Annotated in this window: 28 protein-coding genes and 1 pseudogene; 16 read left to right on the forward strand and 13 right to left on the reverse strand. The window is 64.0% G+C overall.

What is annotated here, in order from left to right; translation table 11 throughout:
- The first annotated feature begins 184 nt into the window (after positions 1-184).
- The 8 genes and pseudogenes from ACSMEV_RS13215 (at position 185) to ACSMEV_RS13250 (ending at position 8,728) form a co-directional block, all read left to right on the forward strand.
- Positions 185-1,438, forward strand: coding sequence for an arsenic transporter (locus ACSMEV_RS13215; protein WP_459205546.1), 1,254 nt, complete (start codon positions 185-187; stop codon positions 1,436-1,438).
- A 299-nt stretch (positions 1,439-1,737) separates the two neighbouring features.
- Positions 1,738-3,048, forward strand: coding sequence for an MmgE/PrpD family protein (locus tag ACSMEV_RS13220; RefSeq protein WP_459205547.1), 1,311 nt, complete (start codon positions 1,738-1,740; stop codon positions 3,046-3,048).
- Between the two features lie 10 nt (positions 3,049-3,058).
- Positions 3,059-4,408 carry an LLM class flavin-dependent oxidoreductase gene (locus ACSMEV_RS13225; protein ID WP_296267889.1) on the forward strand — a complete coding sequence of 450 codons (1,350 nt, stop codon included), beginning with the start codon at positions 3,059-3,061 and terminating at the stop codon, positions 4,406-4,408.
- Positions 4,409-4,411: 3 nt separating this feature from the next.
- Positions 4,412-5,314, forward strand: a complete 903-nt coding sequence (locus tag ACSMEV_RS13230) for an ABC transporter substrate-binding protein (protein ID WP_459205548.1) — start codon at positions 4,412-4,414, stop codon at positions 5,312-5,314.
- Positions 5,311-6,213: an amino acid ABC transporter permease gene (locus ACSMEV_RS13235; protein ID WP_459205549.1), complete on the forward strand. Its 903-nt coding sequence runs from the start codon at positions 5,311-5,313 to the stop codon at positions 6,211-6,213. The genes ACSMEV_RS13230 and ACSMEV_RS13235 overlap by 4 nt, the downstream gene beginning before the upstream one ends.
- The gene (locus tag ACSMEV_RS13240; RefSeq protein ID WP_459205550.1) at positions 6,210-6,971 is read left to right on the forward strand and encodes an amino acid ABC transporter ATP-binding protein; all 762 of its coding nucleotides are present in this window, start codon (positions 6,210-6,212) and stop codon (positions 6,969-6,971) included. The genes ACSMEV_RS13235 and ACSMEV_RS13240 overlap by 4 nt, the downstream gene beginning before the upstream one ends.
- Before the next feature lie 131 nt (positions 6,972-7,102).
- Positions 7,103-7,873: pseudogene (locus tag ACSMEV_RS13245) on the forward strand (MCP four helix bundle domain-containing protein); the annotation flags it as partial.
- On the forward strand, positions 7,865-8,728 hold the full coding sequence (locus tag ACSMEV_RS13250) for a methyl-accepting chemotaxis protein (RefSeq protein ID WP_459208344.1): 864 nt from the start codon (positions 7,865-7,867) through the stop codon (positions 8,726-8,728). The pseudogene ACSMEV_RS13245 and the gene ACSMEV_RS13250, both read left to right, overlap by 9 nt.
- A gap of 80 nt (positions 8,729-8,808) precedes the next feature.
- Here ACSMEV_RS13250 and ACSMEV_RS13255 read toward each other — a convergent pair whose 3' ends face one another.
- Positions 8,809-9,579 carry an SDR family NAD(P)-dependent oxidoreductase gene (locus ACSMEV_RS13255; RefSeq protein ID WP_459205551.1) on the reverse strand — a complete coding sequence of 257 codons (771 nt, stop codon included), beginning with the start codon at positions 9,577-9,579 and terminating at the stop codon, positions 8,809-8,811.
- Positions 9,580-9,731: 152 nt separating this feature from the next.
- Between ACSMEV_RS13255 and ACSMEV_RS13260 the strand changes: the two genes are divergently transcribed.
- Positions 9,732-10,496 (forward strand): hypothetical protein, encoded by a 765-nt coding sequence (locus tag ACSMEV_RS13260; RefSeq protein WP_459205552.1) that lies wholly within the window; start codon positions 9,732-9,734, stop codon positions 10,494-10,496.
- A 93-nt stretch (positions 10,497-10,589) separates the two neighbouring features.
- On the opposite strand, the gene ACSMEV_RS13265 is transcribed toward ACSMEV_RS13260, so the two are convergent.
- Genes ACSMEV_RS13265 through ACSMEV_RS13290 form a run of 6 tightly spaced genes read right to left on the reverse strand, consistent with a single transcriptional unit; the run spans position 10,590 to position 15,832 of the window.
- On the reverse strand, positions 10,590-11,354 hold the full coding sequence (locus ACSMEV_RS13265; RefSeq protein WP_459205553.1) for an amino acid ABC transporter ATP-binding protein: 765 nt from the start codon (positions 11,352-11,354) through the stop codon (positions 10,590-10,592).
- 21 nt (positions 11,355-11,375) lie between these two features.
- Positions 11,376-12,116 (reverse strand): amino acid ABC transporter ATP-binding protein, encoded by a 741-nt coding sequence (locus tag ACSMEV_RS13270; RefSeq protein WP_459205554.1) that lies wholly within the window; start codon positions 12,114-12,116, stop codon positions 11,376-11,378.
- Positions 12,113-13,615 carry an argininosuccinate lyase gene (argH, locus tag ACSMEV_RS13275; protein WP_459205555.1) on the reverse strand — a complete coding sequence of 501 codons (1,503 nt, stop codon included), beginning with the start codon at positions 13,613-13,615 and terminating at the stop codon, positions 12,113-12,115. The genes ACSMEV_RS13270 and argH overlap by 4 nt, the downstream gene beginning before the upstream one ends.
- Positions 13,585-14,304 (reverse strand): amino acid ABC transporter permease, encoded by a 720-nt coding sequence (locus ACSMEV_RS13280; RefSeq protein WP_459205556.1) that lies wholly within the window; start codon positions 14,302-14,304, stop codon positions 13,585-13,587. Before ACSMEV_RS13280 ends, argH begins: the two co-directional genes overlap by 31 nt.
- A gap of 7 nt (positions 14,305-14,311) precedes the next feature.
- A complete protein-coding gene (locus ACSMEV_RS13285) occupies positions 14,312-14,974 on the reverse strand; it encodes an amino acid ABC transporter permease (protein WP_459205557.1) in 663 nt (220 codons plus the stop codon).
- Positions 14,975-14,986: 12 nt separating this feature from the next.
- Positions 14,987-15,832, reverse strand: coding sequence for a transporter substrate-binding domain-containing protein (locus ACSMEV_RS13290; RefSeq protein WP_459205558.1), 846 nt, complete (start codon positions 15,830-15,832; stop codon positions 14,987-14,989).
- A 228-nt stretch (positions 15,833-16,060) separates the two neighbouring features.
- Here ACSMEV_RS13290 and ACSMEV_RS13295 point away from each other — a divergent pair, with 228 nt between their 5' ends.
- Positions 16,061-16,984: a LysR substrate-binding domain-containing protein gene (locus ACSMEV_RS13295; RefSeq protein WP_313739024.1), complete on the forward strand. Its 924-nt coding sequence runs from the start codon at positions 16,061-16,063 to the stop codon at positions 16,982-16,984.
- An 85-nt stretch (positions 16,985-17,069) separates the two neighbouring features.
- Here ACSMEV_RS13295 and ACSMEV_RS13300 read toward each other — a convergent pair whose 3' ends face one another.
- Positions 17,070-17,996, reverse strand: a complete 927-nt coding sequence (locus ACSMEV_RS13300; protein WP_459205559.1) for a LysR family transcriptional regulator — start codon at positions 17,994-17,996, stop codon at positions 17,070-17,072.
- Positions 17,997-18,092: 96 nt separating this feature from the next.
- On the opposite strand from ACSMEV_RS13300, the gene ACSMEV_RS13305 reads away from it, so the two are divergent.
- Positions 18,093-19,280 (forward strand): MFS transporter, encoded by a 1,188-nt coding sequence (locus ACSMEV_RS13305; protein WP_459205560.1) that lies wholly within the window; start codon positions 18,093-18,095, stop codon positions 19,278-19,280.
- On the opposite strand, the gene ACSMEV_RS13310 is transcribed toward ACSMEV_RS13305, so the two are convergent.
- A complete protein-coding gene (locus ACSMEV_RS13310) occupies positions 19,256-19,672 on the reverse strand; it encodes a MerR family transcriptional regulator (RefSeq protein WP_459205561.1) in 417 nt (138 codons plus the stop codon). The genes ACSMEV_RS13305 and ACSMEV_RS13310 overlap by 25 nt on opposite strands.
- A gap of 82 nt (positions 19,673-19,754) precedes the next feature.
- On the opposite strand from ACSMEV_RS13310, the gene ACSMEV_RS13315 reads away from it, so the two are divergent.
- The 4 genes from ACSMEV_RS13315 (at position 19,755) to ACSMEV_RS13330 (ending at position 23,202) form a co-directional block, all read left to right on the forward strand.
- Positions 19,755-20,174 (forward strand): hypothetical protein, encoded by a 420-nt coding sequence (locus ACSMEV_RS13315; RefSeq protein ID WP_459205562.1) that lies wholly within the window; start codon positions 19,755-19,757, stop codon positions 20,172-20,174.
- Between the two features lie 158 nt (positions 20,175-20,332).
- Entirely contained in the window at positions 20,333-21,211 is an 879-nt protein-coding gene (locus tag ACSMEV_RS13320; RefSeq protein WP_459205563.1) for a DMT family transporter, read from the forward strand.
- A 196-nt stretch (positions 21,212-21,407) separates the two neighbouring features.
- Entirely contained in the window at positions 21,408-22,241 is an 834-nt protein-coding gene (locus tag ACSMEV_RS13325) for an oxidoreductase (protein ID WP_459205564.1), read from the forward strand.
- A gap of 22 nt (positions 22,242-22,263) precedes the next feature.
- Positions 22,264-23,202, forward strand: coding sequence for an AraC family transcriptional regulator (locus tag ACSMEV_RS13330; RefSeq protein WP_459205565.1), 939 nt, complete (start codon positions 22,264-22,266; stop codon positions 23,200-23,202).
- Positions 23,203-23,268: 66 nt separating this feature from the next.
- Here the strand turns inward: ACSMEV_RS13330 and ACSMEV_RS13335 are convergent, their stop codons facing one another.
- Positions 23,269-23,565, reverse strand: a complete 297-nt coding sequence (locus ACSMEV_RS13335; protein ID WP_459205566.1) for a helix-turn-helix transcriptional regulator — start codon at positions 23,563-23,565, stop codon at positions 23,269-23,271.
- Positions 23,486-23,959, reverse strand: coding sequence for a helix-turn-helix transcriptional regulator (locus tag ACSMEV_RS13340; protein WP_459205567.1), 474 nt, complete (start codon positions 23,957-23,959; stop codon positions 23,486-23,488). Before ACSMEV_RS13340 ends, ACSMEV_RS13335 begins: the two co-directional genes overlap by 80 nt.
- 70 nt (positions 23,960-24,029) lie before the next feature.
- On the opposite strand from ACSMEV_RS13340, the gene ACSMEV_RS13345 reads away from it, so the two are divergent.
- Positions 24,030-24,395 carry a VOC family protein gene (locus ACSMEV_RS13345; RefSeq protein WP_459205568.1) on the forward strand — a complete coding sequence of 122 codons (366 nt, stop codon included), beginning with the start codon at positions 24,030-24,032 and terminating at the stop codon, positions 24,393-24,395.
- A gap of 545 nt (positions 24,396-24,940) precedes the next feature.
- On the opposite strand, the gene ACSMEV_RS13350 is transcribed toward ACSMEV_RS13345, so the two are convergent.
- Together ACSMEV_RS13350 and ACSMEV_RS13355 are read right to left on the reverse strand one after the other, a co-directional pair.
- Complete coding sequence (locus ACSMEV_RS13350; protein ID WP_459205569.1) at positions 24,941-25,384, reverse strand: hypothetical protein; 444 nt, start codon at positions 25,382-25,384, stop codon at positions 24,941-24,943.
- The gene (locus ACSMEV_RS13355; protein ID WP_459205570.1) at positions 25,377-26,384 is read right to left on the reverse strand and encodes an endonuclease/exonuclease/phosphatase family protein; all 1,008 of its coding nucleotides are present in this window, start codon (positions 26,382-26,384) and stop codon (positions 25,377-25,379) included. Before ACSMEV_RS13355 ends, ACSMEV_RS13350 begins: the two co-directional genes overlap by 8 nt.
- Positions 26,385-26,527 lie beyond the last annotated feature (143 nt).

Raw genomic sequence — 26,527 nt, forward strand, 5'->3', positions numbered from 1 at the left:
CTCATCCACCGGCGCTTGGGCATGCGCCTGAGCACGCTGCCTGTAGGGGATACCCGCCAGGATGAAATCTGGATGCAGGCACGGAGAAAAAAACCTTCGCCCAGGGTCAGAGCCTGTGCTTCGACCTGCTGCGCCTTGCGCTGGCGGGCCGCCTTTTCCCCTTGGCCTTCTCCGAGCTTCGCCCATGCCCGCAATCGACCCTGCCGTCGCCATCTGGACCCTTTCCGCCGTTGCCACCGCTGCCGTCATCCTACGCCCCTGGCGCGTACCGGAATGGGTCTGGGCGGTGGGCGGCGCTGTACTGCTGACGCTGTTGGGGCTGGTCCCGCTGAAGACGACCCTGGCGGCCGTGGCCGAGGGTCGCGATGTGTACCTGTTCCTGGTCGGCATGATGGTGCTCGCCGAGCTGTCGCGGCAGCAGGGCCTGTTCGATTGGCTGGCGATGTACGCGGTGCGCCATGCCAAGGGCTCGGGCCAGCGCCTGTTCGACCTGGTGTTTCTGGTCGGTACGCTGGTGACCGTGCTGCTGTCCAACGACGCCACCGCCGTGGTGCTGACCCCTGCGGTGTACGCCGCGTGCCGCGCGGCCAAGGCAGAGCCACTGCCCTATCTGTTCATCTGCGCCTTCATCGCCAACGCCGCGAGTTTCGTCCTGCCGATCTCAAACCCGGCCAACCTGGTGGTGTTCGGCGCGCAGATGCCGCCGTTGCTCGACTGGCTGCGCCTGTTCGGCCTGCCGTCGCTGGCGGCCATCGCCTTGACCTATCTGGTGTTGCGCCTGGCCGTGCGGCGACAGGTGGTACGCCCCTTGGCTACGCACATCGAGGTGCAGCCTCTATCCCGCGGTGGCCGCCTGAGCGCGATCGGTATCGGTGCCACGGCGCTGGTGCTGCTGTTGGCATCGGCCATGGGCTGGGAGCTGGGCCTGCCGACCTTCTGCGCAGGGCTGGCCACCGCCACGTTGATCCATGTGCTCGAGCGGCGCTCGCCGGTGCCGGTGCTCGAGCACGTGGCCTGGGGCGTGCTGCCGCTGGTGGCGGGGTTGTTCGTGCTGGTCGAGGCGGTGGCGCAGACGGGTGTCGTCGAGCGTCTGGCCCTGGCCTTGCAAACCCTGGCGCAGCATTCCCAGGCGCAGGCCAGCTGGACCGCCGGCATGCTGGCGGCCGTCGCCGGCAACCTGATGAACAACTTGCCGACCGGGCTGATCGCCGGGTCCATGGGCCAGTTGGCGGAGCTGCCCAGCCGTACCACCGCCGCGCTGCTGATCGGCGTGGACCTCGGCCCGAACCTGTCGATCACCGGTTCTCTGGCCACCTTGCTGTGGCTGGTGGCGATCCGTCGCGAGGGCGAGCAGGTCAGCGCCTGGGGCTTCATGCGTCTGGGGTTGCTGGTGATGCCGCCGGCACTCATCGCGGCGTTGCTGTTGTTGCAGCTGTGAGTCGCAGGTCTGGGTAGGGCTGGGCAAGACCCGCCCATATCGGTGGAACCCTGCCAGCGGCGCCAGGCTCATAGTCTTTGTGGGCCAGTTGCATGCCTGAAGCGTGCAGCTCGCGGTGGCCGATAGCCTTGAGCCACCCTGCGTGCTCTGGAGGATAAGAGCAAACGCCATAGCCATAGAACGACATGGAATAATCGATAACTTTTGGTTATTGGTAAAAGTTTTTATAGAACAGGAAACTTTGTCCCCCATCCATTCAGTTGATGCATGTCAAAGCCTTGCATTCAAAGGTGTGCCTCTTGAGTATTTCCCTGAGCGGGCAGTTGGCTGACGCGCTTTTACACACCCGACCACGGGACGAACAACGCCAGCAAGCACGCGAGGGTGTGGTCGATTACTTCGCGTGCCTGCTGCCGGTGCAGTTGGGCCTGCTCGACGACGCCAGCCTCGAAGCGGTGCGCCGAGCATTTCCTGCGCAGCCGGGCAGCGACAACCACGCGCTGCAATTGGGCTACATGAGCCATGCGCTGGATTTCGACGACTACCACGCCACCTTCCGCGGGCATCCGAGCACGGTGGTGCTCTCGACGCTGCTGGCGCTCGCGCCTTCGTCGCCGCGCCTGGACTGCGACGCTTTCCTCGATGCCTACGTCATTGGCGTGGAGCTGTGCGGGCGTCTGGGCAAGGCCATCGGTACCCGTCACTACGCCGCCGGTCTGCACAGCACGGCGACCCTCGGTGTCGTCGCGGCCACAGGCGCGGCCTGTCGCCTGCTGCGACTGAGCGTCGAACAGACGCAGATCGCCCTGGGACTTGCCGCCACGCAAGCGGCAGGGCTGCGCGCGCAGTTCGGCAGCGCCGGCAAGGCCTTGCACGCAGGCTTCGCGGCGCGTCAGGCCGTCGACAGCGCACGCCTGGCGCAGAACGGCTTCGCGGCGCAGCCCGATACCGTGTTGGAGGCCTTTCTGGACATTCTCGGGCTGGGCGCGGCGCGGCCCGACGACCTGCTGGCCGAATGGGGCGCACCCTGGCGGATCAGCACGCCGGGCCTGGAGTTCAAGCGCTACCCCACCTGCGGCGGCACCCACAGCGCCATCGAAGCGGCATTCGTACTGCGCGCGGCAGAGGGCTTTTCGCTCGACGCTATCGATGCCGTCGAAGTGAGCTTCCCGCCCGGTGCCGACACGGCGCCGTCGATCCGCCAAGCGCAGACCGGCGTACAGGGCCGTTTCAGCCTCGAATACGTGATCGCCGATGCCTTGCTCAATGGCGTCATCGCGCTGGAGCGCTACGGCGAGCAACCGGTGGAGCCGGCCATCGCCGCACTGGCCGCCAAAGTCCGGCGCGTACCCGACCTCAGCGCACCCGCCGACGAGCTCGACCCCGATCTGCGCTTCCATCGCGTCACATTGCATTTCGCCGATGGCCGCACCTCCAGCCACTGCGTGACCCGCAAGCAGACGGCCGCCGCGCCCACCGACGTCCTCGCCAAGCTGCGCAGCAACCTGCACGCCTTGCCCGCCGAGCGCCTCGATGCGCTGTGCGCCGACCTCCAGTTGGCCGACGATGCCGCGTTGCATCGCCTGGTCGCCCTCATTCGCTGTGATTAAGGAATTCTCCATGTCCCTGCAACAGACGCCACCCCGTCAACTGCGCCTGGGCCTGTTCGTGCAAGCCCTCGGCCATCACGTCGGCGGCTGGCGCGCCGACGGCGCCCAAGGCTCGCCCACCGACGTCCAATGGTTCAGCTGGATCGCCAAGACCGCCGAACAGGGCAAGTTCGACATGTTCTTCGTCGGTGACGCCCTGGCCACCAGCGTGCACCGTCTGCCGTCGACCATGTCGCGTCTGGAGCCGCTGACCCTGCTCTCGGCCCTGGCCGTGCAGACCCAGCACATCGGCCTGGCCGCCACCGCTTCGACCACCTTCGACGAGCCGTTCCACCTGGCCCGCGCCCTGTGCTCGGTCGACCACATCAGCGGCGGCCGCATGGCCTGGAACGTGGTGACCTCGTTCTCCGCCGACGCCGCGCGCAACTTCAGCCGCGAAGACCTGCCATCCCATGCCGATCGCTATGAAGTGGCCCGCGAGTTCCTCGACGTGGCCTTCAAGCTGTGGGACGGCTGGGAGGAGGGCGCCATCGTCCGCGACAAGGCCAGCGGCCGTTACAGCGACGAGAGCAAGATTCACGCGGCCAACCACAAGGGCAAGCACTTCCAGGTGCAGGGCCCGCTGAACATCGCGCGCTCGCCCCAAGGCCGCCCGGTGATCATCGAAGCCGGTTCCTCGCCGGCCGGGCAGCAGTTGGCCGCGCAGACCGCCGAAGTGGTGTTCACCGCCGCCGCTTCGCTGGAAGAAGGCCAAGCCTTCTACCGCAGCCAGAAGCAGTTCGTCCGCGAGGCCGGGCGCAACCCCGACCACCTGCTGATCCTGCCAGGGGTCATGCCCATCGTCGGCCGCACCCGCGAACAGGCCCAGGCGGTGTGGGACCAGCTCAACGAACTGGTGGACATCGACAACGGCATCGAGCAGCTGTCGGCCCGCTTCGGCACCGACATGCGCGCGTATCCGCTGGACGGCCCGGTACCGGAAATCAAGCCCACCGAGGGCAGCCAGAGCCGGGTCAAGCTGCTCACCGAGCTGGCCGCGCGGGAAAACCTCACCCTGCGTCAGCTGGCTGCCGTGGCCGCCGGCTCCCGGGGCCATCGCGTGATCGTCGGCACCGCCGAAGACATCGCCGACGACTTCCAGACCTGGCTCGAACAGGGCGGCGCCGACGGCTTCAACATCATGCCGGCCGTGTTGCCCGAGCAGTTGCAGCTGTTCGTCGAGCTGGTGATTCCCGAGCTGCAACGCCGCGGGCTGTTCCGCACCGAATACCAATACGCCACCCTGCGTGAAAACCTGGGCCTGCCCAGCGTCACCGACAACTTCGCCGCCGTCGCCCCGACGGCCGCCGACAAGGAATGAGCCATGAATAAACCTGCATTGATCAGCGCCGTCGCCGCGCTGCTGGCCGTTCCCGGCGCCTTTGCCGCGCCCGCGCCGGGCAGTGTGCCGTTCGACGCCACCGCCAAACCCGCAGCGGATGCAAAGCTGCACGCCAGCTTGCCCGAGGCGATCCAGAAGCGCGGCTACATCGTCGCCGGTACCAACCCCAACACGCCGCCGACCACCTTCTACCAGGCCGATAACAAGACCCTCGCCGGCCGTGAGATCGACATCATCAGCGCCGTGGCCGACCGCCTGGGCGTGCAGCTGCAACTCAAGGACACCGGCGGCTTCGACAACATCATTCCGGGCCTCAAGTCAGGCCGTTACGACGCTGCCCTGGCGAACATCGACGCCAACGCCAAGCGCCTGGAGCAGGTGGACTTCGTCGGCTACTACAACGCCTCCAAGCTGGCGCTGATCGGCCGCGCCGACGCCAACCTCGGGCCGTTCGACAGCCTCGACGCCCTGTGCGGCCAGACGGTCGGCGCCGGTGCCGGCACCTCCCAGGTGACGCGCCTGCAACAGGCCAGCGACGCCTGTGTGGCCGCCGGCAAGAAAGCCATCAACGTACCGATCTTCCCCGACCGTCCGGCCGGCGTGCAGGCCGTGATCAGCAGCCGCGTACCGATGTTCTTCGGCCCCTACGAGGGTCTGCGTTACCAAGCCAGCCACGTCAAGGCACTGACCCTGGCCGGCGAGATCACCATCGAGGACACCATCGTTTCCATCGCGCTGCCCAAGCAGTCGCCGCTGGGTAAACCGATCCAGGCCGCGCTCAACTCGCTGATCGCCGACGGCACCTACCAGCAGATCCTCGACAAGTGGGAAATCGGCTTCGGTGCGGTCAAATCGGCTGGCCTCAACGAAGAAAACATCAAATGAAGCCAGGGTTCGACGCCGACGGCGCCGGCCTGCGCATCGTCGCCAACCGCCATTGGGGGCGTTGGGCCAGCGCTGCGGTGGTGATCGCGGTGCTGGGTTTGGTGCTGCACTCGATGCTCGACAACCCGCGCTTCGAGTGGGACGTGGTGGCTGCCAACCTCACCGAAACGTCGATCCTCGACGGTGTGCTGATGACCATCAAGCTCACCCTGATTTCGGTGGTGTTCGGCTTCGCCGGGGGCACATTGCTGGCGCTGATGCGCCTGTCGTCCAACCCGGTGCTGGTGGCGGTGAGCTGGGCCTACACTTGGTTCTTCCGCGCGGTGCCGATGCTGGTGCAGCTGTTCCTCTGGTACAACATCGCCGCCCTTTACCCACGCTTGGCCCTGAGCCTGCCGTGGGTGGGCGAGGTGTGGAGCGCGGCCACCAACGAGGTCATCAGCCCGTTCAGCGCAGCGGTGTTGGCGTTGGTGATCCATCAGTCGGCCTATGCCGCTGAGATCATTCGCGCCGGCATCCAGAGCGTGGGCGTCGGCCAATTGGAGGCGGCCAAGGCACTGGGGTATCGCCCCGGGCAGATCTTCCGCCAGACCGTCTTGCCCCAGGCCATGCGCACCATCCTGCCGCCAGCCGGCAACGAGGTGATCGGCCAGTTGAAAACCACCGCCGTGGTCTCGGTGATCGCTTTGCAGGACGTGCTGTACTCGGCGCAGATCATCTACCAGCGCACCTATGAAGTGATTCCGCTGCTGCTGGTGGCCACTGCCTGGTACTTGCTGATGACCTCCGTGCTGTCGGTGCTGCAACACTTCATCGAAGTGCGCTTCAGCCGCGGCAACACCCAAGGCCGGCGCAACTGGCTGGGCCGTAGCGTCACCCGCCAGGAGTCCGAAGCATGAGCGAGTCGATCCACCTGCGCGGGGTGCGCAAACAGTTTTCCGGCAATACGGTGCTCAAGGACATCGACCTCGACATCGCGGCCGGTTCGGTGACGGTGATCCTCGGGCCTTCGGGCTCGGGCAAATCGACCTTGCTGCGCTGCATCAACCATCTGGAGAAGCTCGACGGCGGCACCATCCACGTCGGGGAGATCTTGATCGGCTACACGCGCAAAGGGCAGACGCTGCACGAACTGCCGGAAAAGCGCGTGGCCGCGCAGCGCCAGCGCATCGGCATGGTGTTCCAGCAGTTCAACCTGTTCCCGCACCGCACGGTGTTGCAGAACATCGTCGATGCACCCTTGCGCATCCTTGGGCAGAAACGCAGCGAGGTGCAGGCGCGGGCCATGGCCTTGCTGGAGCAGGTGGGCCTGGCTCACCGCGCCGATGCCTGGCCTCGCGAGCTTTCCGGCGGGCAGCAGCAGCGCGTAGCGATCGCCCGTGCCCTGGCCATGCAGCCGCAAGTGCTGCTGTTCGATGAGCCGACTTCGGCCCTGGACCCGGAACTGGTGGGCGAAGTGCTGCAGGTGATGAAGCAGCTGGCGCACTCGGGCATCACCATGGTGGTGGTGACCCATGAGATCGGTTTTGCCCGTGAAGTGGCGGACAATATCGTGTTCATGGATCAGGGAAAGATCGTCGAGCAGGGCGACGCCCGTTCGTTGCTGGACGACCCGCAGCACCCGCGCTTTCGCGAGTTTCTCGCCAGCGTGCTGTAAAGCCGACTGGCCCTATCTACGGGGTCGGTCATTTCTCACGATTGCGCTCAAGACTCGCCGGGCCTTACCGATAACCGGATAGGCCCTTTTTCTTGTCGCATGGAACGCGATCCCCATCGGATAACGTTTCCATGTCGATACGCAGTTTGAACATCGCCCCCCGCGCCCTGCTGGGCTTTGCTTTCGTCGGTCTGCTGATGCTGGGGCTGGGGATCTTTTCTCTGGTGCAGATGGGTGAGATCCGTCAGGCCGGGCTCAGAATCGAATCGGTCAGCATCCCCAGCATCAAGGCGCTCAACGAACTGACCAGCGTCAACCAGCGCCTGCGCACCCTCGGCTACACCCTGCTCAGCAATCGCGACCCGCAGGCACAGGCCGACACTCTGGCGCGCATGGACGAGCGCCACGCCCAGACCGACAAGGCCCAACAGGCCTACCAGGCCTTGGTGGAAGCGCCGAACGAACAGGTGATCTTCGACCATTTCGGCAAGCTGCTGGGTGAGTACCGGCAACTGGAAAGCCGCGCCCGCGACCTCAGCCGCAACGAGCGCCTCGACGAGCTGCGCGCGCTGCTCAACGGCGACATGCTGCACAACTCCGAAGCCATCAACCAGGTGATGGACGAGCTGGTGCAGTTCAACACGCAAATGAGCCGGCAGAGCAACGCCGCCGCAGAAAGCAGCTACCAATCGGCCATCGAACTGGTGATCGGTCTGTTGATCTTCGCGACCTTGCTGACCTTCGCCTTCGCCTTCCTGCTCACCCGCAGCATCGTCAAACCGGTCGAAAACGCCTTGCGCACCGCCGAATGGATCGCCTCCGGCGACCTGACCCACCCCATCGACGCCAGCGGCACCGACGAGCCTGCGCGCTTGCTGCAGGCCATGGCGACCATGCAGACGCAACTGCGCGACACCGTGCAGCAGATCGCCGGTTCCGCCACGCAGTTGTCGTCGGCTGCCGAAGAGCTCAACAGCGTCACCGACGAAAGCGCCCGGGGCCTGGCCCAGCAGAACGCCGAGATCCAGCAGGCCGCTACTGCCGTGACGGAAATGAGCAGCGCCGTGGAAGAGGTGGCGCGTAACGCCGTGAGCACCTCGCAGGCGTCGGCCGATGCCAACCGCACGGCCGGCGACGGACGCGACCTGGTGCTGGAAACCGTCAGCGCCATCGAGCGCATGAGCGGCGATGTGCAAGCCACTGGGCAACTGGTCGAGGACTTGGCTGGGCAGTCGCGCGACATCGGCAAGGTGCTGGACGTGATCCGCGGCCTGGCCGACCAGACCAACCTGCTGGCGCTCAACGCCGCCATCGAGGCGGCGCGGGCGGGCGAAGCCGGGCGCGGTTTTGCCGTGGTGGCCGACGAGGTACGGGCGCTGGCGCACCGCACGCAGCAGTCCACCAGCGACATCGAACGCATGATCGGCAGCATCCAGGGCGGCACCGAACAGGCCGTGGAATCGATGCGCACCAGCACCGAACGCGCCGAATCGACCTTGAACATGGCCCGCGGTGCGGGTCTGGCCCTGGACACCATCGCCAGCGCCGTCTCGCAGATCAACGAACGCAACCTGGTGATCGCCAGCGCCGCCGAAGAGCAGGCCCAGGTGGCGCGCGAGGTGGACCGCAACCTGGTGAACATCAACGACCTGTCGGTGCAGAGCGCCACGGGGGCGCACCAGACCAGCATGGCCAGTGCGGAGCTGTCGCGGTTGGCGGTGGATTTGAACGGGTTGGTGGGTAAGTTCAGGACGTGAGGGGACGGGGGCTCGGACCAGAACGGCGTTGCCGTCCTGGCACCTGACGTTAGCCTGGTCGACGTGCGTTCGCGGGGGTACTACCACTCGATCGGCGTGTCGTCCCAGGCCCAGAAGCTGCCGCTGTCGGCAGGCCCATGCCGGGCGATCACCTGCAACAGGCGGTCTGCGGTGTAGGCTGGGGTGAATAGTCGTTCGGCCGGCACGTTCGCCTGGAACGGCTGGGACAATGCTGTGTCGGTCGTCCCCGGATGCAACGAAAGCACCGTGGCCTGCGGGTTCAAGCGCTTGAGCTCGATGCTGGCGCTGCGCAGCAGCTGGTTCAGCGCCGCTTTGCTGGCCCGGTAGCTGTACCAGCCGCCCAGATGGTTGTCGCCGATGGAGCCGACCCGCGCCGACAGCGCCGCGAAGGTCGTGGGTTGCTTGCGCAGCAGCGGCAGCAGGTGCTTGAGCAGCAGGATCGGGGCGAAGGCGTTGCTGGCGAACGTGGCTTGCAGACCGGCCAGGTCGAGTTGCGCCAGTGACTTCTCTGCCCGGGCGCCTTGCTGGTGCAGGATGCCTAGCGTGCATACCACCAAATTCGGTGCTGCTCCGTCGGCCCGCAGTGCGGCGGCCAGATCGGCCAACGCTTGCTCATCGCGCGCATCGCAGTCGATGCGTTGCAGTTTCGCACCGTGGCGGACGCCTAGCTGCGCCAGATCGGCGTTGCCGGCCGCCGTCCGCGCGACCGCCCATACCCGCCGCACATCGTCGCGGTCGAGCAGGGCGCGGCACAGCGCCAGGCCGATGCCCTGGCTGGCACCGACGATCACCACTTCGGCAGGACCGTTCAGGTCGGGAATCAGGCTCATGGTCGGTCCTCGTTCTAAAGCTGCGCCGCTGGCAGGCGCCGGGGTGACGTAGCGTGAGGCCCGCGCACGCTGCAATCGTTCCCACAGGATTCCCCAAGCGCCGCGCTTTGCGGCATGCTGCACACCCGCCTGTCATGATTCGACACACCTTCATGTCCGTTTTCTATCTCAAGCTGTTGATCACGCCCATGCTCATGCTGGGCATTTCCCTGGCCGGCAAGCGCTGGGGCACGCAACTGGGCGGCCTGCTGTCCGGCCTGCCGCTGACCTCGGCGCTGGTGATGCTGTTCATCGGCCTGGAACAAGGCCCGGCCTTCGCCCTGCACGCGGTGCCCGGCGCGTTGGCGGGACTGGCCGCGGTGCAGGCGACCTACCTGTGCTATTTCCTCAGCACCCGGCGCTGCGCGGCCTGGCTGGCATGCTGCGTGTCGTTGCCGTTCTACGGTGTCGGCGCCTGGTGCATGAGCCAGCTGGGCGGCCTGGCGTTGCCCGTGGCGGTCACCGTGGCGATGTTGGTCGCCAACCTCGTCGCCACCCGGCCCCATCCCAGCCTTGGCAGTGCCCGCCTGGTGCCGACGCCACGCTGGGTGATCCCCCTGCGCATGGCCACCGCCACCTTGCTGCTGCTGGCCATCACCACCAGCGCCGAGCGGCTGGGGCCGGTGGCGAGCGGCATGCTGGCGCCGATTCCGGTGATCGCCTGGCCGTTGATGGTGTTTGCCCATGTGCAGGGCGGGCGTTTCGAGCTGGCGACCATCGTGCGCGGCAATGCCATTGGCGCGGTGGGGGTGATCGGTTTCTATCTGGCGATGCATGCCACGATCATGGCGTGGGGCACAGGGCCGGCGATCGCGGTGGCGGTAGTGCTGGCGGTGGCCAGTACCTTTGCGCTGGCGCGGGTGGTGAATCGACGTTGAGCGGCGTCGAAACTCCTAGCGACCGCTCGTGCAGCGCAGACCCCACGGCGCGCCCGCTTGCCTATGCGGGTCGATGCCTCGTACAGCGCAGGTTCAATGCAGCACCTGACTCAAGAACAATCGCCCCCGCTCGCTCTGCGGGCGCTCGAAGAACGCCTTGGGCGTCGCCTGCTCGACCACCTCGCCCTGGTCCATGAACACCACGCGATGGGCCACGGTCCGGGCAAAGCCCATTTCGTGTGTCACGCAGACCATGGTCATGCCGTCTTCGGCCAGAGCAACCATGGTGTCGAGCACTTCCTTGACCATCTCCGGGTCCAGCGCCGATGTCGGTTCGTCGAACAGCATGATCTTGGGTTGCATGCACAACGCCCGGGCGATGGCCACGCGTTGCTGCTGGCCACCTGACAGTTGGCCGGGATATTTGTGGGCCTGTTCGGGAATGCGTACCCGTTCCAGGTAATGCATCGCCAGGGCTTGCGCCTCCCGACGTGGCATCTTGCGGGCCCAGACCGGGGCGAGGGTGCAGTTCTGCAGGATGGTCAGGTGCGGAAACAGGTTGAAATGTTGGAACACCATGCCGACTTCGCGGCGGATGGCTTCGACCTGCCGGGCGTCTTGGGTCAGTTCGACGCCGCCGACGACGATGCGGCCTTCCTGGTGCTCCTCAAGACGGTTCAGGCAGCGGAGGGTGGTCGATTTACCCGAGCCGGACGGGCCGCACAGCACGATGCGCTCGCCCTGCTGCACGCTGAGGTTGATGTTCTTGAGCACCTGGAAGTCGCCATACCACTTGTTGACGTTTTCCATCTGGATCATGGGTTGTGGCTGCAGAGGGTTGCGGATCGCTTCGCTCATTTCGAACTCCTTGCCGTTCGCTCAGTGCAGGACGCTGTCCAGGAACTGCCGGGTGCGGGGCTGCTTCGGTGCGGTGAATATCTCGGACGGCGGGCCGCTTTCGACCACCCTGCCGGCGTCGAAGAACACCACGCGGTCGGCCACTTCGCGGGCGAATCCCATTTCGTGGGTAACGACGATCATGGTCATGCCTTCGGCCGCCAGGCCCTTCATCACGTTCAGCACGTCGCCGACGGTTTCCGGGTCGAGGGCGGAGGTGGGTTCGTCGAACAGCATCAGCTTGGGCCTCATGGCCAAGGCGCGCACGATCGCCACCCGCTGTTGCTGGCCGCCCGACAGCGCTGCCGGATAGTGCTCGGCCTTGTGCCGCAGGCCGACGCGGTCGAGCAGGGCGAGGGCATGGGCCTGGGCTTGCGCCTGGGTCGCGCGCCTGAGCTTGACCGGGGCGAGGGTCATGTTGGCCAGCACCGTCATGTGCGGGAACAAGGTGTAGTCCTGGAACACCATGCCCACGTCCTCGCGCAGCCTGGCCAGGGCCTTGCGGTCACCCGCACTGGCCTGGTCGCTACCGCCGATCACCACGCTACCTTGGGAGGGCGGCTCCAGGCTGTTCAGGCAGCGGATGAAAGTGGACTTGCCCGAGCCGCTGGGGCCGATGATGACCACCACTTCGCCTTGGCGAACATCCATGTCCACACCCTTGACCACCTCGTGCGTGCCGAACCGCTTATGCAGGTCGCGAACCGTCAGGATCGTGCTCATAGGCCCGCCCGCGCCCGGGTCAGGGCTTGCAGGTTGAGGTCGGCCGCGCTCATGCGCTCGCGGCGTTGCCGGTTAGCGGTGCGCTCGGCATCCAGGCGTTCGCTGGCGCGCACCAGGCTTGGCAGCAGGACGCCGAGCGAGGGGCCGCCTGCGGAGCGGCGGCCCTGCACATTGCAGACCGGGTCGAGGCACTCGCGCACGTGCTGCTCCGGCAGGTTCAAGGCATGGCCCAGTTGCTCGAGGGCACAGGCATCGACCATCTGCGTGGTGATCCGGTGGGCCGGTAGGCCCTGGTCCATGGCCATGCGCACCACGCCACCGACCACGTGGTGGGCCTCGCGGAACGACAGGTCGACGTTGCGCACCATCAGGTCGGCCAAGCCGGTGGCGGTGGAGAAGTCTTCGCCGGCACGGCGGGCTGCCAGGTCGACGTTGGGGGTGGCGGTGCGCAGCACCAGGTCCAGCAGTTTCAGGCAGCGCAGGCTCTCTTCGGCCGCCTCCCAGAAGCCACGGGTGCCTTCGCGGTTGCCGTCGCCGGTGTGGGAGAAGTTGGTGCCCTTGATGGTCACGCTCGCGCCCATCAACAGGCCGACGATATGCCCGCTGCGGCCTTTGAGGTACTCCAGCACGGTGGGGTTCTTCTTCTGCGGCATGATGCTGGAGGTAGCAGCGACGCTGTCGGGAAAGTCGATGAGGTTGAACTCATGGGTGCTCCAGACGAAGTAGTCCTGCGCGACGCGGCTCCAGAACACCGCCAGGTTGCTCAGGTGCGACAGGCTCTCGAGCAGGAAGTCGCGCGAGCCGATGGCGTCCAGGGCATTGTCCAGGTAGCCGTCGAAGCCCAGCAGTTCGGCGGTGCGCGCGCGGTCGATGTCGAAGGGTGTGCCAGCGAACGCGGCGGCACCGAGCGGGCACTGGTTCATCGAATCGAGGGTCTGGATCAGGCGCTTGCTGTCGCGCTCCAGCGCCTGTTCCACCGCGCTCAGGTAATAACCGTAGGTGATCGGTTGCGCCGGTTGCAGATGGGTGTAGCCGGGCATCACCACGTTGGCGTAGGTCTTGGCGCCGTGCAGGGCCGTGGCGCGCACCGTCGCCAGTTCGTCGATCAGGTCCATCAACAGGTCGCGGCAGCGCAGGCGGTCGAGGGTGGCGAGGATGTCGTTGCGGCTGCGGCCGGTGTGCAGGCGCCCGCCGATGTCGGCACCGATGTGCTCGATCAGGTGCGCCTCGTAGTTGAAATAGGCGTCCTCGCGGGAAGGATCGAGCTCGACCGCCTCCGGCCCGGCCTGCTCCATGTCCAGCACGCCCCTGGCCAGCACACTGGCATGCTCGCCACGGATCAGGCCCTGTTCGGCGAGCATCAGGATGTGCGCCTTGTTGACGTTGCCCAGGTTCGCAAAGCCACTGGCGAAGCCTTCCAGGCGTGGGCGGTAGATGTACTCGTTCACCTCGGGCGCAGTGCTTTCTTTCAGGCGCCGACTGACTTTGGATGCTTGCATTCTGGAACCTCTCCAAGTGAAGGACGTGCCGCCGGGCGACCCAGACGACGTTCGAGATAACGGCTGAGCCAGGTCAGTGCGGAGCAGATGACGAAGTACACCAGCAACACCACGCCGTAGACGGCGAAGGCCGGGCTGACGCCCGTCATGACGGTTTCGCGTTCGATGATGATTTGGCCGACCTTGAGGAATTCCCCCACGCCTACCAGTGCGCCCAAGGAGGTGGCTTGCACCAGGATCGTCAGCAGCCCGGTGTAGGCCGGCAGAATGGCCTTCATCGACTGCGGCACGATCACGTGCAGGTAGATCTGCCAAGGGCGCAGGCCCAGCGCCCAGGCGCTTTTCCACTGGTGCACGGACACCGATTCCAGCCCACCGCGGACGATTTCGATGCCGTTGGCGCTGCCCCACAGGGTCAGGCCCACGGTGACGGCGGCGAAGGGGCTCAGGTCCACGCCGAACATCGGCGCGCCGAAGAAGATGAAGAACACGTTGACGATCAGCGGAATCGAGCGGAACAGCTCGACATAGGCATGGATCGCCCACGCCAGCAGGCGGTGCTTGACCGTGGCCAGCACGCCGAGCACGGCCGAGATCAGCGTGGTGAACAGCAGCACCACCAGCGCCAGATACAGGGTCATCAACAAGCCTTTGCACACGAAGCTCCAGTTTTCGAGGATGAAGTTCATAGGTGCCTCACTGCCTGAAAGGACGTTGCAGGTGGGCGGACAGCCGCGCAGTCAACAGCGCCAGGGCACCGACCAGCACCAGGTACATGACGCAGATGGCGGTGAACATCTCGATGGCGCGAAAGTCCGTGGCGATGCGGTCCACGGCGACGAAGGTCAGCTCCGCCAGGCCGATGGCCTGCAGGTAGGACGAGTTCTTCAACAGCGAAATCGCAGTGTTGAGCATCGCCGGCAGGCTGGTGCGGAACGCGATCGGCATGGCGATCAGGGCGAAGTACTGCAGCGGTTTGAGACTCAGCGCCAGGCTCGCCTCGCGCATGCCGCGCTCCACGGTGGCCAGCCCGCCGCGGATGTTTTCGATCTGGTAGGCCCCGGCCCACAGCGACAGGCACACCACCCCCGACCAGAACAGCGATAGCCCCAAACCGATGGCCGGCAGGCCGTAGAAGATGAAGAACAGCTGCACCAGGATCGGCGTGTTGCGGATCAACTCCACATACAGCGCCGCGACCTGCGACAGCACCGGGATTCGCATGACGCGCACCGCGCCGCCCAGCACGCCGATCAGCAGCGAACAGAGGATGGCCAGCACCGTGACGCGCAGGGTCATGAGCACGCCGTCGAGCAGGGCCGGCCACTGCTCGATCAGGTAATGGATGTCGAAATCCATGGCGGCGGCCGGTCAGAGCGTTTCGGCAGGTTTGGCCTGCTCGAACACACTGATGTAGTAGCCCTGGATGTTCTGGGGCACGAACTGCTCGACCCAGCCGCGGTACAGGTGCTCTTGGCGCATGCGCAGCACCGCTGCGCTGAGGAAGTCGCGCCACTGCGCTTCGTTCTTGCGCACGCCGATGGCCGCATCGGAGATCTGGAACGGCTCGCCGATCAGCCGTGCGTCCTTGTCGTTGTCGGCGACCACCACCAAGGTGGCGGCATCATGGGTGTAGGCGTCGGCACGGCCCTGGCGGAAGGCTTGCAGCGCGTCGGCGGCGCTGTTCATGCGCAGGGTCTTGACGTCGGGCATGTGGTCCTCGAACCACTTGGCCTGCACCGAGCCCTTGAGCGTGGCGAGGGTCTTGCCTTTGAGGTCGGCGATTTTTTGTGCAGGGCTGTCCTGCTTCACCACCACGTCGCTGGCGCCCCAGCGGTAGGGCGTGGTGAAGTCGATCACCCGCTGGCGTTCCGGGGTGACGCCCAGGGTGGCGATCAGGAAGTCGACCTTGCGGCCCAGCAGCTGCGGCACGCGATTTTCAGCCGTTACGCAGGTGAAGCTGACCTTGTCCTTGGAGCCCAGGGCCCACAGGGAAATCTGCTTGGCCATTTCCACTTCCACGCCGGCGAATTCGCCCTTGTTGTCTTGATAGCCATAGGGGGGTTGGTCGCAACGCACGCCGGCCCGTATCTGGCCTGCCTCTTTGATGGCTGTGGGCACGGGCGGCAGGTCGGCGGCTTGCACGGTGCACACTGCGGCCAACGGCATGCACGACAGGGCCAATGCAGCGCTTAGTTTCTTATACGAGAACGACATGATGCCTCCTGATTACCGGTCTGCACCGCGCCAGTGGATCGGGGCGATGCGTGAGTACAAGGGCAGAGCTGAAATGAAGCTGGAGCACCGGTTTTTGTTCGTGTTGTGGCCGGTATGCGCTCGAGGGTATCGCGCCGCGTCGGGGCAGACGTCGATGTAGTGATAGTTATAAAATCTGCGCGTCATGCAATCAAATGACAATACAACAACCCGTCATGCAGAAATGATATGGCCATCAATTTCAAGCAGATCGAAACCTTCCGCGCGGTCATGCTCTGCGGCTCGATGACGGCAGCGGCGCAGGCGCTGCACACCTCGCAGCCCAACGTCAGCCGCCTGATCGCCCAACTGGAACGGGCCAATGGCTTCAAGTTGTTCGAAAGGGTAGGCGGGCGACTGGTCCCCACCGACGAGGGTGCGCAGTTCTTCGCCGACGTGGAGCGCGCGTTCATCGGGCTGCACAGCCTGGAAACCTCCGCCCAGCACCTCAAGCGCGGCGGCACTGGGCGTCTGCGCATCGGCGCGGTGCCCTCGCTGACCCATGGCCTGTTGCCGGCGATCATCCAGCGCTTCCGCCAGCAGAACCCGCACGTGCACATCTCCATCCACACCAACGACTCGCCGAACGTGGCGCATTGGGCGGCGACGCGGTTCTGCGACGTCTGCCTGGTGTCCTATGTGGCCGAGGACATGGCGGGTGTACGTTCGCAGATCATCTGCGACGTGCCTGGCGTGTGCATTTTCCCCAAGGGCCACCGGCTCGGTGCGCTGCAGGTCGTGACCCCTGCGGACTTGAAGGGCGAGGCGTTCATCTCGCTGTCGCACACCGACGGCGCCCGAACGCGGCTCGATCGGCTGTTCGCCGACGAAGACCCCCGCGTGCTCAACCTGGACGCGACCCATGCCGCCACCGTGTGCTCGTTGGTCGGACTTGGCTTGGGGGTGAGCGTGGTCAGCCCGCTGGTGGCCGCCGAGTACTTGCACACCGCCATCGACCTGCGGCCGTTCGCGCCGGAGTTGCGTTTCTATACGTACTTGCTGCTGCCTTCCGACCGACCCGAGAACGTATTGACCCAACGGTTTCGGGTGCTGGCCGAGGCGATGCTGAGGGAAGCGGCGCAAGGCGAGCCATTGGGGCAGGGTAGGGGCTGAGATCGAAGGCGCTCCAGAGGAGCGCTCGGCACCTAACGCCGAGCATTCGCAAAGACGACGGCCTGCCTCTCGCGGGCGAAGGGGTTTAAGCGGCCGGTACCTTAGGTTGGCACCAGTGGTGCGGCTGGTGGTGCTGGATCAGAAAGTCCACGAACACCCGCACCCTGGCCGGCATCGCCGCGCCGCCGACGAACACGGCGTGGATCGGCTCCAGGTCGCCAGGGTTGAAGTCCTCCAGCAACGGCAGCAAACGCCCGCTGGCCAAGTCGTCGGCCACCGAGAAACGGCCGATGCGGGCGATACCGGCCCCCAGCCGGGCGAATTGTGCCAGCGCCTCGCCGCTGCTGCAGGCGATGTTGCCGGCGATCTTCAGGCTGAAGGCCTCGCCGTCGCGGCGAAACGGCCAGTCAGGCGCGGCGCGGCGGAAATTGAAGCGCAGGCAGTTGTGCGCGGCCAGATCCTCAGGCTGCCGAGGCACGCCGCAACGCGCCAGATAATCGGGCGAGGCGACGATGACCTGGCCGGTGGCGCCGATTTGCCGGGCGCTCAGCGAGCTGTCGGGCAGCAGGCCGAAGCGTATCGCCACGTCGGCCTGGCCCCCGAGGATGTCGACCACCTCATCGCCCAAGGCCAGGTCCACCGTCACCTGCGGGTAGCGGGCGCTGAACGCTGCGACCAGCGGCACCACGCTCAAGCGGCCATGCCCGAGCGCCGCGCTGACCCGCAGCCGCCCGCGTGGCACGTCCTGGTCGGTGATCGCCTCTTCGACTTCCAGCAAATCCGCCAGAATGCGCCGCGCCCCGCGCAAGTAAGCCTCGCCTTCAGGCGTCAGGGTGATGGCCCGCGTGGTGCGCAACAGCAACCGCGTGCCCAGACGCTGTTCGGTCCGCGCCACGATCCGGCTGACCGCCGACGGGGTAAGGCCCAAGGCACGGGCGGCGGCGGAAAAGCTCCCCGCTTCGGCCACGCGCGCGAACACCTCCATCTCACCCGAGCGTCCATTGACTTCCATCTGTGCCTCCCATGCAAAAGTCTTTGGCCAAGGCGCCGTCTAGTGCGGCGCAGCGAGGGATCGTAGCATTCGCAGCAAAGATCAGGAGCTATTTCCATGCGTATCAATCCCCCTTTACTTGCCCTGGCCCTCGGTGCCTTCGGCATCGGTGTCAGCGAATTCGCGCCAATGGGCATGCTGCCCGGTATCGCCACCGACCTGGGCGTGACCATCCCGGCCGCCGGCATGCTGGTCAGCGCCTATGCCCTGGGCGTGCTGATCGCCGCGCCTTTGATGACCCTGGCCACTGCGCGGCTGGGCCGCCGCCAGTTGCTGATCGGGCTGATGGCGATCTTCACCTTGGGCAACCTCATGTCGGCGCTGGCCGACGGCTACTTCACCCTGCTTGCCGCACGCCTGGTCACCTCGATGAACCACGGCGCGTTCTTCGGCATCGGCGCCATCGTCGCGGCCAGCGTGGTGCCGGCGGACAAACGCGCTGGCGCGGTGGCGGCCATGTTCATGGGGCTTACGCTGGCCACCATCGGCGGCGTCCCGCTGGCGACCTGGTTCGGCGAGCTGCTGGGCTGGCGCGCTTCGTTCTGGGGCATCGCCGGGTTGGGCCTGGTGGCGATGACCGCCTTATGGTTCGCCTTGCCGTCGCTGCCAGCGCCGGCTGGCGTCGGGGTCAAGACGGAGGTGCGCGTGCTGTGCAAGCCCGAGGTGCTGGCCGCTCTGGCGCTGACGGTAGTGGGTTCGAGCGCGATGTTCACGGTGTTCACCTACATCGCGCCGATCCTGCAGGTCGAGGCGGGCGCGTCGACGGCCTTCGTCACGGCGATGCTGGTGCTGTTCGGCATCGGTCTGACCCTGGGCAACCTGTGGGGCGGCAAGGCGGCGGACCGCTCCATCGACCGCACCTTGATCGTGTCGCTGGTGGTGTTGATCGGCGTATTGCTGGTATTGCCGGCGCTGCTGGATTGGTCGGTGCCGACCGCCATCGCCGTGGTGGTCTGGGGTGCGGCCAGCTTCGCCCTGGTGCCGCCATTGCAGATGCGGGTGATGGAAGCGGCCAAGGACGCGCCCAACCTGGCTTCGGCGGTGAACATCGGTGCGTTCAACCTGGGCAATGCCGTGGGCGCCGCCGTAGGTGGCGGGGTGATTCAGGCAGGCTTTGGGTATGCCGCGCTGCCGGCGGCTGGCGCGGCGATGGCCGGCATCGGCTTGCTGATGGTGCTGGGCTTTGCGCGCCGACAACGGGCGCGCGCGCTGCGCGGCGCTCAGGCGTTGGATGCCTCTGCCTGATGATGAGGCGCTTGCGCCAGGCCCGATGCCGCGCCGGCCGCTGTGCTGCGCAGTGGGCAGGCCAGGGTGAGGCTGTGGCGCAGGGCATCGCGTAGGTGCTCTAGCGCCACCAGGCGTTGTTCGATCACTCCCAGCTTTTCTTGCAACAACAGCGCCACGGCCCGATCTGGGTCGTCGGCCTGCCAAAGGTGGCCGACGTTGCTGCCGATTTCGCCCAGGCTGAAGCCCAAGCGCTGGGCATTGCGGATGAAATCCATCAATTGCACCGTTTGCGCGGGATAGTCGCGGTAGCCGTTGGCCAACCGCTGCGACCGGATCAGCCCGCGTTCTTCGTAGAAGCGCAAGGTATCCCGGCTTACGCCACAGGCCTGCGCCAGTTCGCCGATACGCATCGAAACGTCCTTGTAGGGGGTTGACCTTGGAGCATACCCCAGGCTTTAGCCTGCCGGCTTCATTGATCGAGGAAGCGTGGATATGTGGAGCGAACGTGGTTATCTGAGGCTGGTGCAGGCCAGTGGCGTCTACGATCTGCTGGTAACGTTGGCGTTCGCCACGCCGTGGACGTTCGTGCTGCTGCAGGGGCAATTGTCGGCGCTGCACCAGGCACTTGGCTTGGCGGGCGAGATGCCAGCGTTCGGGCCGTTGCACATGCTGATGGCGAACCTGATGGGGTCGATCGTTTGCGTGTGGGCCTGGTTGCGTATCCGTCACCCGCAGCGGCGGTTCGGACGTTATGACGCGGCGGGGCGGGTGTTGTTCGCGTGCTGGCAGGGGTATGCGCTGGGGCAAGGGGCGACGCAGCTGGTGTGGGGGGTACTGGTGCTGGAGGTGGTGTGGGCGGTGTTGCAGTGGTGGCCAGTGAGAAAGGATGCAGGGGTCGTTGCCATGGCCTAACAGTAGGGCGGAGCGTTTGGTATTTGCGGAAGTTTCCCAGGTGAGGCGTCGATGGTTGCCAATACCCATGCGCTCAATTATCGTGCGCCCTCCTGGGTACCGCTGACATACGGTTTTTGGTGAGGCATTCGGTATAAATGCCTGCCGGAGGCTTCGCCATGTCGCATCGCACGTTCTGGTCAATCGCACTATTGGCGGTCACGGCCATCTGGGGTTGGAGCTTCGTCGCCAAGCACACGCTGCTGGGCAGCATGGCGGCCTCCACGCTGAACGCCTGGATGTTCACCTTGGCGGCGCTGGCACTGTTGCCGTTTTCTATCCGCTCATTCCACAACCTGCAGTGCCGCGATTGGGTGGGTGCTCTGTGTGCGGGTGTGGTGCTCTTCGCCGCGTTCTCGTTGCAAACTTCCGGAACGGCCCTCACCACGCCCTCGAACGCCGGATTCATCACGGGCTTGTGCACGGTCTTCACGCCGCTGTTCGTTTTTCTCATCGGCAGGGGGCGGCCCAGTCTCAAGCAAGCGGTGGGAACGGCCCTCGCCATGCTCGGCCTGGCCCTATTGAGCCTGGACGGGTTCGCCGTGCACCAGGGTGATCTGCTGATTCTGGGCTGTGCCGCCTGCTTCGCGATCCATATCGTGATCGTTTCGACCTTCACGACGCCTGACGTTGCGATGGCCTCGGCTGCCATACAGTTGGGCGTCGTCGGTGTGGCTTCCCTGGCCTGGAGCTTGGGCACCCATCAGTTTTCCTTGCCCGGTACGCTGCCTTCGACACTCACGATTCTGACCCTGGCGCTGGTGGCGACTGCCTTGGCCTACGCCATTCAAAACCGCGTCCAGGCAGTGTTGGCGCCGGAGAAGGTTGCGTTGATCCTTATCTGCGAGCCGGTCTTCAGCGGCGTGTTCGGTTACTTTCTCGCGGGCGATCGCTTGCCCCCTGAACGGCTGGCGGGGGCGGGTTTGATTTTGCTGGGGCTTGCCGTTACGGAGCTTCGGCTCGGGCGCTTGGCTTATTTCTCGTGGCGTCGTTCTTGAGTTCGCTTGGTGGGCGATACCCCTCCTTTTGTGCATCCCCATGCCTCGACCAGCCAAGGGAGTGGGTTCTGTCAGCGATGCACGTCCGCTCAGCTGTTGGCTCCAATAGGAATAGGCAAGGCTCAAATACGAACCGGCATAGGGGGTCGAGTTTTCGATAGCTACCATGGCCTCGTCCCTACTGACCGGAGTTGCCATGAACAGCAGTAAAACCCTCTTCATCACTGGCGTGAGCAGCGGCTTCGGCCACGCGCTGGCGCAAGAAGCGCTCGCAGCAGGCTACCGGGTCATCGGCACGGTGCGCAGTGATGCCGCTTTGCAAACTTTCGAGGCGCTCTGTGCCGAGCGCGCCCATGGGGTGATGCTGGATGTCACCGACTTCGCTCGGATCGACAGCGTAGTGGCGGCCGTCGAAGCGACCCACGGTCCGGTCGACGTGCTGGTCAACAACGCCGGCTACGGCCACGAAGGCGTCCTCGAAGAGTCGCCACTGGAGGAGATGCGTCGCCAGTTCGACGTCAACGTGTTCGGCGCGGTCGCGGTGATCAAAGCGTTTCTGCCTTATTTTCGCGAGCGGCGCGCGGGACGAATTCTGAATGTCACGTCCATGGGCGGCACCATCACGATGCCGGGTATCGCGTACTACTGCGGTAGCAAGTTTGCCCTCGAAGGGATCTCCGATACGCTGAGCAAAGAGCTGCTACCTTTCAACATCTTCGTGACCGCCGTGGCGCCTGGCTCGTTTCGCACCGACTGGGCCGGTCGTTCGATGCAGCGCACCCCCCGCAGCATCGCTGACTACGACGCCAATTTCGACTCGATACGCAAGGCCCGCGAAGAAAAGAGCGGCAGGCAGCTCGGCGACCCACGCAAAGCGGCGCTGGCGATGTTGCAGGTCATCGCCAGTCCGACGCCACCGGCGCATCTGTTGTTGGGTAGCGACGCCCTGGGGCTGGTGCGTGACAGGCTGAGTCGCGCGGCCAAGGAGATCGACCAATGGGAAGCGTTGACCCTGACCACCGATGGTTGAGCGAACAGCAGAGAGGACATCGATGAATCAGGCCGATCCCAGTACCTCGCGCATGGTGCACCTGATGGAAAGGCTAGCGCCCGTCGAGGGCTACAACCTCAGCGCGTTGGAAGACGTCCGCTTCTTGCGGTCGAACCGGGCATTGACGCGCACGCCAGTGCTATACGACCCCGGTATCGTGATCCTGTGCCAGGGACGCAAGCGTGGTTACCTGGGCGATGACGTGTATGTCTACGACGCCCAGCATTACCTGGTGGTGTCGGTGCCTGTGCCTTTCACCATGGAGACCGACGCCAGCGAGGCGCAGCCCATGCTGGCGGTCTACATGCGCCTCGACTTACAGGTCGCCAGCGAGTTGATCCTGCAAATGGACGAACTGCTCGGGCCGAACGATGCCCAGCCCAAAGGCATGTACGCCTCGCCGATGGACGATTCGCTGCGCGCTTCGACGTTGCGCTTTCTCGAGGCGATGAGCGATCCGGCCGAAGCGCACATACTTGGGCCGTCGCTGGTGCGAGAGATCTACTACCGCATTCTGACGGGCGAGCAGGGCGGCTCGATGCGCGCCGCGCTCGATCGCCAGGGGCACTTCGGCAAGATCACCCGGGCGATCCGCAAGATCCACAGCTGCTACCAGGAGCGCCTGGATGTGCTGTCCCTTGCCCAGGAAGCGAGCATGAGCGTGCCCAGTTTCCACTTGCACTTTCGCAGCGTGACGGACGCGTCGCCCATGCAATACCTGAAGTCGACGCGCTTGCATCAGGCGCGACTCCTGATGCTGCGCAATGCGATGAGCGCTTCCACAGCGGCATTCCAGGTGGGCTACGAAAGCGCCTCGCAATTCAGCCGCGAATTCAAACGGTTCTTTGGGCGCACGCCTCAGGCGGAGGTCGAGTGGATGAAGGCGACCTATGCACTGCCTGCGCCGTCCACGCCCTCTGTGTATGTCTCTTCACATTAGCCATGGGCCGATCCGCTGAGCATGCCGCGAACCCGGCTTGCGAGCTCCAGCATCAAGGGGCGATGTTCACGGAGTTACATCCAGGCGCGAGCTTCGCCACTTCGCCAACAGCCACCCCCCTTGGTTTTTGAAGTCGGTATCGAGGCGTGTCAGGGATCGAATTCGATCCAAAAGGAAGTGCCTGAAGTCCCCGCGCGTTTCACACCACGCCGCCAGGATTTCCATATCCTCGAAATAGCCAATTCCCAGCGGCCAAACCGTGCGCTCCGTCTCGACGGCTGTTTTACTCACATAGGCCAAACGCACTTTCTTCTCCAGGCGTATGGCATCGCGCAAGCACCTGCGCATCGAATCCATAGGCATCTCGAGAGTGAGCGGATGCAGCGAACAACGGCGTTTTGAACAATCCATCAGCAACGGCTGATGGCAACACCGCTTCTGCCTTGGACAGTACGCCGAGGGCGGCTTGAGCCAGCGACGTGTCAGGTTGCTGTGCCACCCAACGCATGCCGAGTATCAAGGCATCGAGCTCTTGCTCATTGAACATCAGCGGTGGCAGCACGAAGCCTGGACGAAGCGTATAGCCGATGCCGGCCTCACCCCGAATGTCGGCGCCTTGCGCCTGCAGCGTGGCGATGTCGCGATACACCGTGCGCAAACTGACCGACATCTCCTCCGCGAGCCGTTGCCCCGTCACGGGATGGCGGCGCGCGCGCAGGATTTGCAGGAGGGAAAGGAGTCGTTGAGTGCGGGTCATGCATAGATGCTGACATTTTCTGTCAGTAGCGTCGAATAGCATCGGGCTTTCACCACGCGAGGATATTTCCATGGCAAGCCCGAACTTGTTCCTGTTGTACGTTAAAGACCCTCAGCAAAGCGGCGCCTTTTATGAAAGGTTGCTCGACCGAAAACCGCAGTCGGCATTCCCCAGTTATGTGTCTTTCTTACTTGATGGGGGGACGGCTTTGGGTCTCTGGTCGACCGATGCCAAAGATTACAAAAGCGGCGGCAGCGGCCACCGTAGCGAAGTGGCTTTTCTGGTGGAGACGGAAAGGCAGGTGGAAGATCTGCATCGAAAGTGGGCGGCTGAAGGCGTGCGTATCGAGCAATCGCTTCACCGCGCAGTGTTTGGACTGACATTTGTGGCCCTCGATCCGGATGGCCATCGACTACGGGTGTGCATGCCTGATTGATCGGGTTCTCGGCAAAGGCTCGAGCACTGGCCATGCCTCGTTTCCCTGGCGCGTGCGTGAACGTACAGAAATGACGCACATAAAAGCTATGCGTCAGTTTTCGCTCAGCTGTGTGTTCGCTGGGCCTCTACTTATGGATTGGACTGAAAAGAGCGTTGTCCCGTCTCGAGCCCTATACCAAATGATCCAGCAGCAATCGCCGTACATTTTCCACTAGCGCAGACTCCTCCTTACGCGGAGGGAGTAGCAGGAACTTGGCTTGCGCCAACGCAGGCAAACCAGCCCTATAAGGCTCGACGCCAAGTGGTATGGCACTAGCGTTGAGACACGCAATGCCAAGTCCTGCTCTCAATGCCGATTGCAACCCCGCCACCCCTGAGGTCAAGTAGACGATCTCATAGCCGACACGGCCGCGTTCCAGCACCTGGCAACTGTATTCCGACAAGCCGCAATCGTTGATCGCAAGCAGAGGCAGCGGCCGCCCAGGTTCTGGAGCCCAGCCGGCAGCGGCTATCTAATCATCGAAGAGCCTGGGATTCACAGGCTTACACATCGGGCGTTTGCGTTGTGGATTCGATAAGGTGCTTGAGCTTCTTGCCGACTGCCGGTGTCGCGATCAATTTGGCCAATGCGTTTTCGAGAGAAGCTCGATCCTCACAAAAAACCTCGGAGTCCGGAAATTCTATGCGGCATGGATAGCCGCTGTCTGATACTTTCCATCTGGCCAACTCTTCCTGATGTTCGGGCTGCACAGGATTGAATGCGGTAAGCGCTTCGTAACGCGTGCCGTCAAACGCGTCTTCGATCTGGAATGTGAATCTGTTGATAGGTTCGTTCTGTTGCGTGATTTCGATTTTTATTTTTCCACTACTGGCAATTTCAACTTCATCGCTGAGTTGACTGATGACAGAACCTATTTCTTCGAGATTCCTGGCCGCTTGGTCCGCGGCCTGAATGCCTTGATTGAATGATTCGATGAATTTAGCCATGTTCAGTATTCCTTTTCACTCTGCCATAGACTGGCAAATGATCAAACTTGAATTCAGGGTGCGTGACCAGTTCCATGAGCGGTGCGGGCCCATAAACCAAACCACTGTCTTCCCTGTAGACCCATCTGTTCGAGGTGAGAAAAGCTTGAGAATAAATTATTTGATCGAACGTGCGCCACTTTGTGAGCGTGCCTCCCGCGTGAAAGTAGCTGCCGGCGCTTGAATGGGCTCCAGGTTGGCTGCACAGGTGACGCCAGAAAGGGTTGAAAAGCAGCGTGCGCTTTCGTCGGACCAGTTCTACGTCGCGGCTCGCCAAGACTTGGTCACTGAGCGATTGAGCGAAAGGCTCGTCATTGTAATCGCCTAGCATGATGATATACGGGCAGTCCTTATAGTGGGCGAACAGCTCTTCGACTGAGTCCCTCAATCTCAACCCATAGGTTTGGCGGTCTGCATGATTTTCGGGACACCACATTCGACTAGGCCAATGCGACACGAATATATGAAATACCGTGCCATCGACGAGGCTTGCAATTTCTACCCTTTTGGCAATTTTGAGCGTGGATTCGCTTTTGGTGGAAATGATGTCGGTCGTACGGATTACATCGATCTTGGCCGTGTTCACAAGATAGCAGGTATCGAAGCGCGATCTGCCTGCTCTTGTAAACCCTGGGTGCACACGGTATGAGAATTCCGCGCAGACTTGCGAGATATGTGCCAGGTCTTCTTCCGACATCTCGCCTAGGGCAATAAAGTCAGCTTGAACAATCGTAATTAATTCGATGACGATTCGGCAAGCTATCAGTTTTTCAGTGGCAGTGGATCTGGTTATGGCTGAAGGCGCCAAGCTGGTATTCCACCAAGAAAATACAAGATCATGTTCAGAAGGCACGGAGGTATGATCCCTGGTAAGCCGGTCATGGATGCGTGATATGTTTTGAGGAACGAGCTTACTCCCCTTAATGTCGCCTGTGAATTTATGCCCAGAACCGTATTTCATTACCAAAGATTTTTTATCGCTTGGAAAAAAGCGGCTAAAATCGCGCTTGCGCTTCCAATCAGACGAACCGGACAGAAAGGGCTTTTCAAATTGTGTATTTTTTTCACGCGGGGCGCGAAATATTCTTATGCGTATAGGTCTTC

It is taken from the genome of Pseudomonas sp. MLB6B (genome assembly GCF_054508135.1).

What these genes read in the sequence shown, in the direction of transcription:
- ACSMEV_RS13215 (WP_459205546.1), top strand. Translation starts at nt 185, where the DNA reads ATGCCCGCAATCGACCCTGCCGTCGCCATCTGGACCCTTTCCGCCGTT.
- ACSMEV_RS13225 (WP_296267889.1), top strand. Translation starts at nt 3,059, where the DNA reads ATGTCCCTGCAACAGACGCCACCCCGTCAACTGCGCCTGGGCCTGTTC.
- ACSMEV_RS13230 (WP_459205548.1), top strand. Translation starts at nt 4,412, where the DNA reads ATGAATAAACCTGCATTGATCAGCGCCGTCGCCGCGCTGCTGGCCGTT.
- ACSMEV_RS13235 (WP_459205549.1), top strand. Translation starts at nt 5,311, where the DNA reads ATGAAGCCAGGGTTCGACGCCGACGGCGCCGGCCTGCGCATCGTCGCC.
- ACSMEV_RS13240 (WP_459205550.1), top strand. Translation starts at nt 6,210, where the DNA reads ATGAGCGAGTCGATCCACCTGCGCGGGGTGCGCAAACAGTTTTCCGGC.
- ACSMEV_RS13250 (WP_459208344.1), top strand. Translation starts at nt 7,865, where the DNA reads ATGCAGACGCAACTGCGCGACACCGTGCAGCAGATCGCCGGTTCCGCC.
- ACSMEV_RS13255 (WP_459205551.1), bottom strand. Translation starts at nt 9,579, where the DNA reads ATGAGCCTGATTCCCGACCTGAACGGTCCTGCCGAAGTGGTGATCGTC.
- ACSMEV_RS13260 (WP_459205552.1), top strand. Translation starts at nt 9,732, where the DNA reads ATGTCCGTTTTCTATCTCAAGCTGTTGATCACGCCCATGCTCATGCTG.
- ACSMEV_RS13265 (WP_459205553.1), bottom strand. Translation starts at nt 11,354, where the DNA reads ATGAGCGAAGCGATCCGCAACCCTCTGCAGCCACAACCCATGATCCAG.
- ACSMEV_RS13270 (WP_459205554.1), bottom strand. Translation starts at nt 12,116, where the DNA reads ATGAGCACGATCCTGACGGTTCGCGACCTGCATAAGCGGTTCGGCACG.
- argH (WP_459205555.1), bottom strand. Translation starts at nt 13,615, where the DNA reads ATGCAAGCATCCAAAGTCAGTCGGCGCCTGAAAGAAAGCACTGCGCCC.
- ACSMEV_RS13280 (WP_459205556.1), bottom strand. Translation starts at nt 14,304, where the DNA reads ATGAACTTCATCCTCGAAAACTGGAGCTTCGTGTGCAAAGGCTTGTTG.
- ACSMEV_RS13285 (WP_459205557.1), bottom strand. Translation starts at nt 14,974, where the DNA reads ATGGATTTCGACATCCATTACCTGATCGAGCAGTGGCCGGCCCTGCTC.
- ACSMEV_RS13290 (WP_459205558.1), bottom strand. Translation starts at nt 15,832, where the DNA reads ATGTCGTTCTCGTATAAGAAACTAAGCGCTGCATTGGCCCTGTCGTGC.
- ACSMEV_RS13295 (WP_313739024.1), top strand. Translation starts at nt 16,061, where the DNA reads ATGGCCATCAATTTCAAGCAGATCGAAACCTTCCGCGCGGTCATGCTC.
- ACSMEV_RS13300 (WP_459205559.1), bottom strand. Translation starts at nt 17,996, where the DNA reads ATGGAAGTCAATGGACGCTCGGGTGAGATGGAGGTGTTCGCGCGCGTG.
- ACSMEV_RS13305 (WP_459205560.1), top strand. Translation starts at nt 18,093, where the DNA reads ATGCGTATCAATCCCCCTTTACTTGCCCTGGCCCTCGGTGCCTTCGGC.
- ACSMEV_RS13310 (WP_459205561.1), bottom strand. Translation starts at nt 19,672, where the DNA reads ATGCGTATCGGCGAACTGGCGCAGGCCTGTGGCGTAAGCCGGGATACC.
- ACSMEV_RS13315 (WP_459205562.1), top strand. Translation starts at nt 19,755, where the DNA reads ATGTGGAGCGAACGTGGTTATCTGAGGCTGGTGCAGGCCAGTGGCGTC.
- ACSMEV_RS13320 (WP_459205563.1), top strand. Translation starts at nt 20,333, where the DNA reads ATGTCGCATCGCACGTTCTGGTCAATCGCACTATTGGCGGTCACGGCC.
- ACSMEV_RS13325 (WP_459205564.1), top strand. Translation starts at nt 21,408, where the DNA reads ATGAACAGCAGTAAAACCCTCTTCATCACTGGCGTGAGCAGCGGCTTC.
- ACSMEV_RS13330 (WP_459205565.1), top strand. Translation starts at nt 22,264, where the DNA reads ATGAATCAGGCCGATCCCAGTACCTCGCGCATGGTGCACCTGATGGAA.
- ACSMEV_RS13335 (WP_459205566.1), bottom strand. Translation starts at nt 23,565, where the DNA reads ATGCCTATGGATTCGATGCGCAGGTGCTTGCGCGATGCCATACGCCTG.
- ACSMEV_RS13340 (WP_459205567.1), bottom strand. Translation starts at nt 23,959, where the DNA reads ATGACCCGCACTCAACGACTCCTTTCCCTCCTGCAAATCCTGCGCGCG.
- ACSMEV_RS13345 (WP_459205568.1), top strand. Translation starts at nt 24,030, where the DNA reads ATGGCAAGCCCGAACTTGTTCCTGTTGTACGTTAAAGACCCTCAGCAA.
- ACSMEV_RS13350 (WP_459205569.1), bottom strand. Translation starts at nt 25,384, where the DNA reads ATGGCTAAATTCATCGAATCATTCAATCAAGGCATTCAGGCCGCGGAC.
- ACSMEV_RS13355 (WP_459205570.1), bottom strand. Translation starts at nt 26,384, where the DNA reads ATGAAATACGGTTCTGGGCATAAATTCACAGGCGACATTAAGGGGAGT.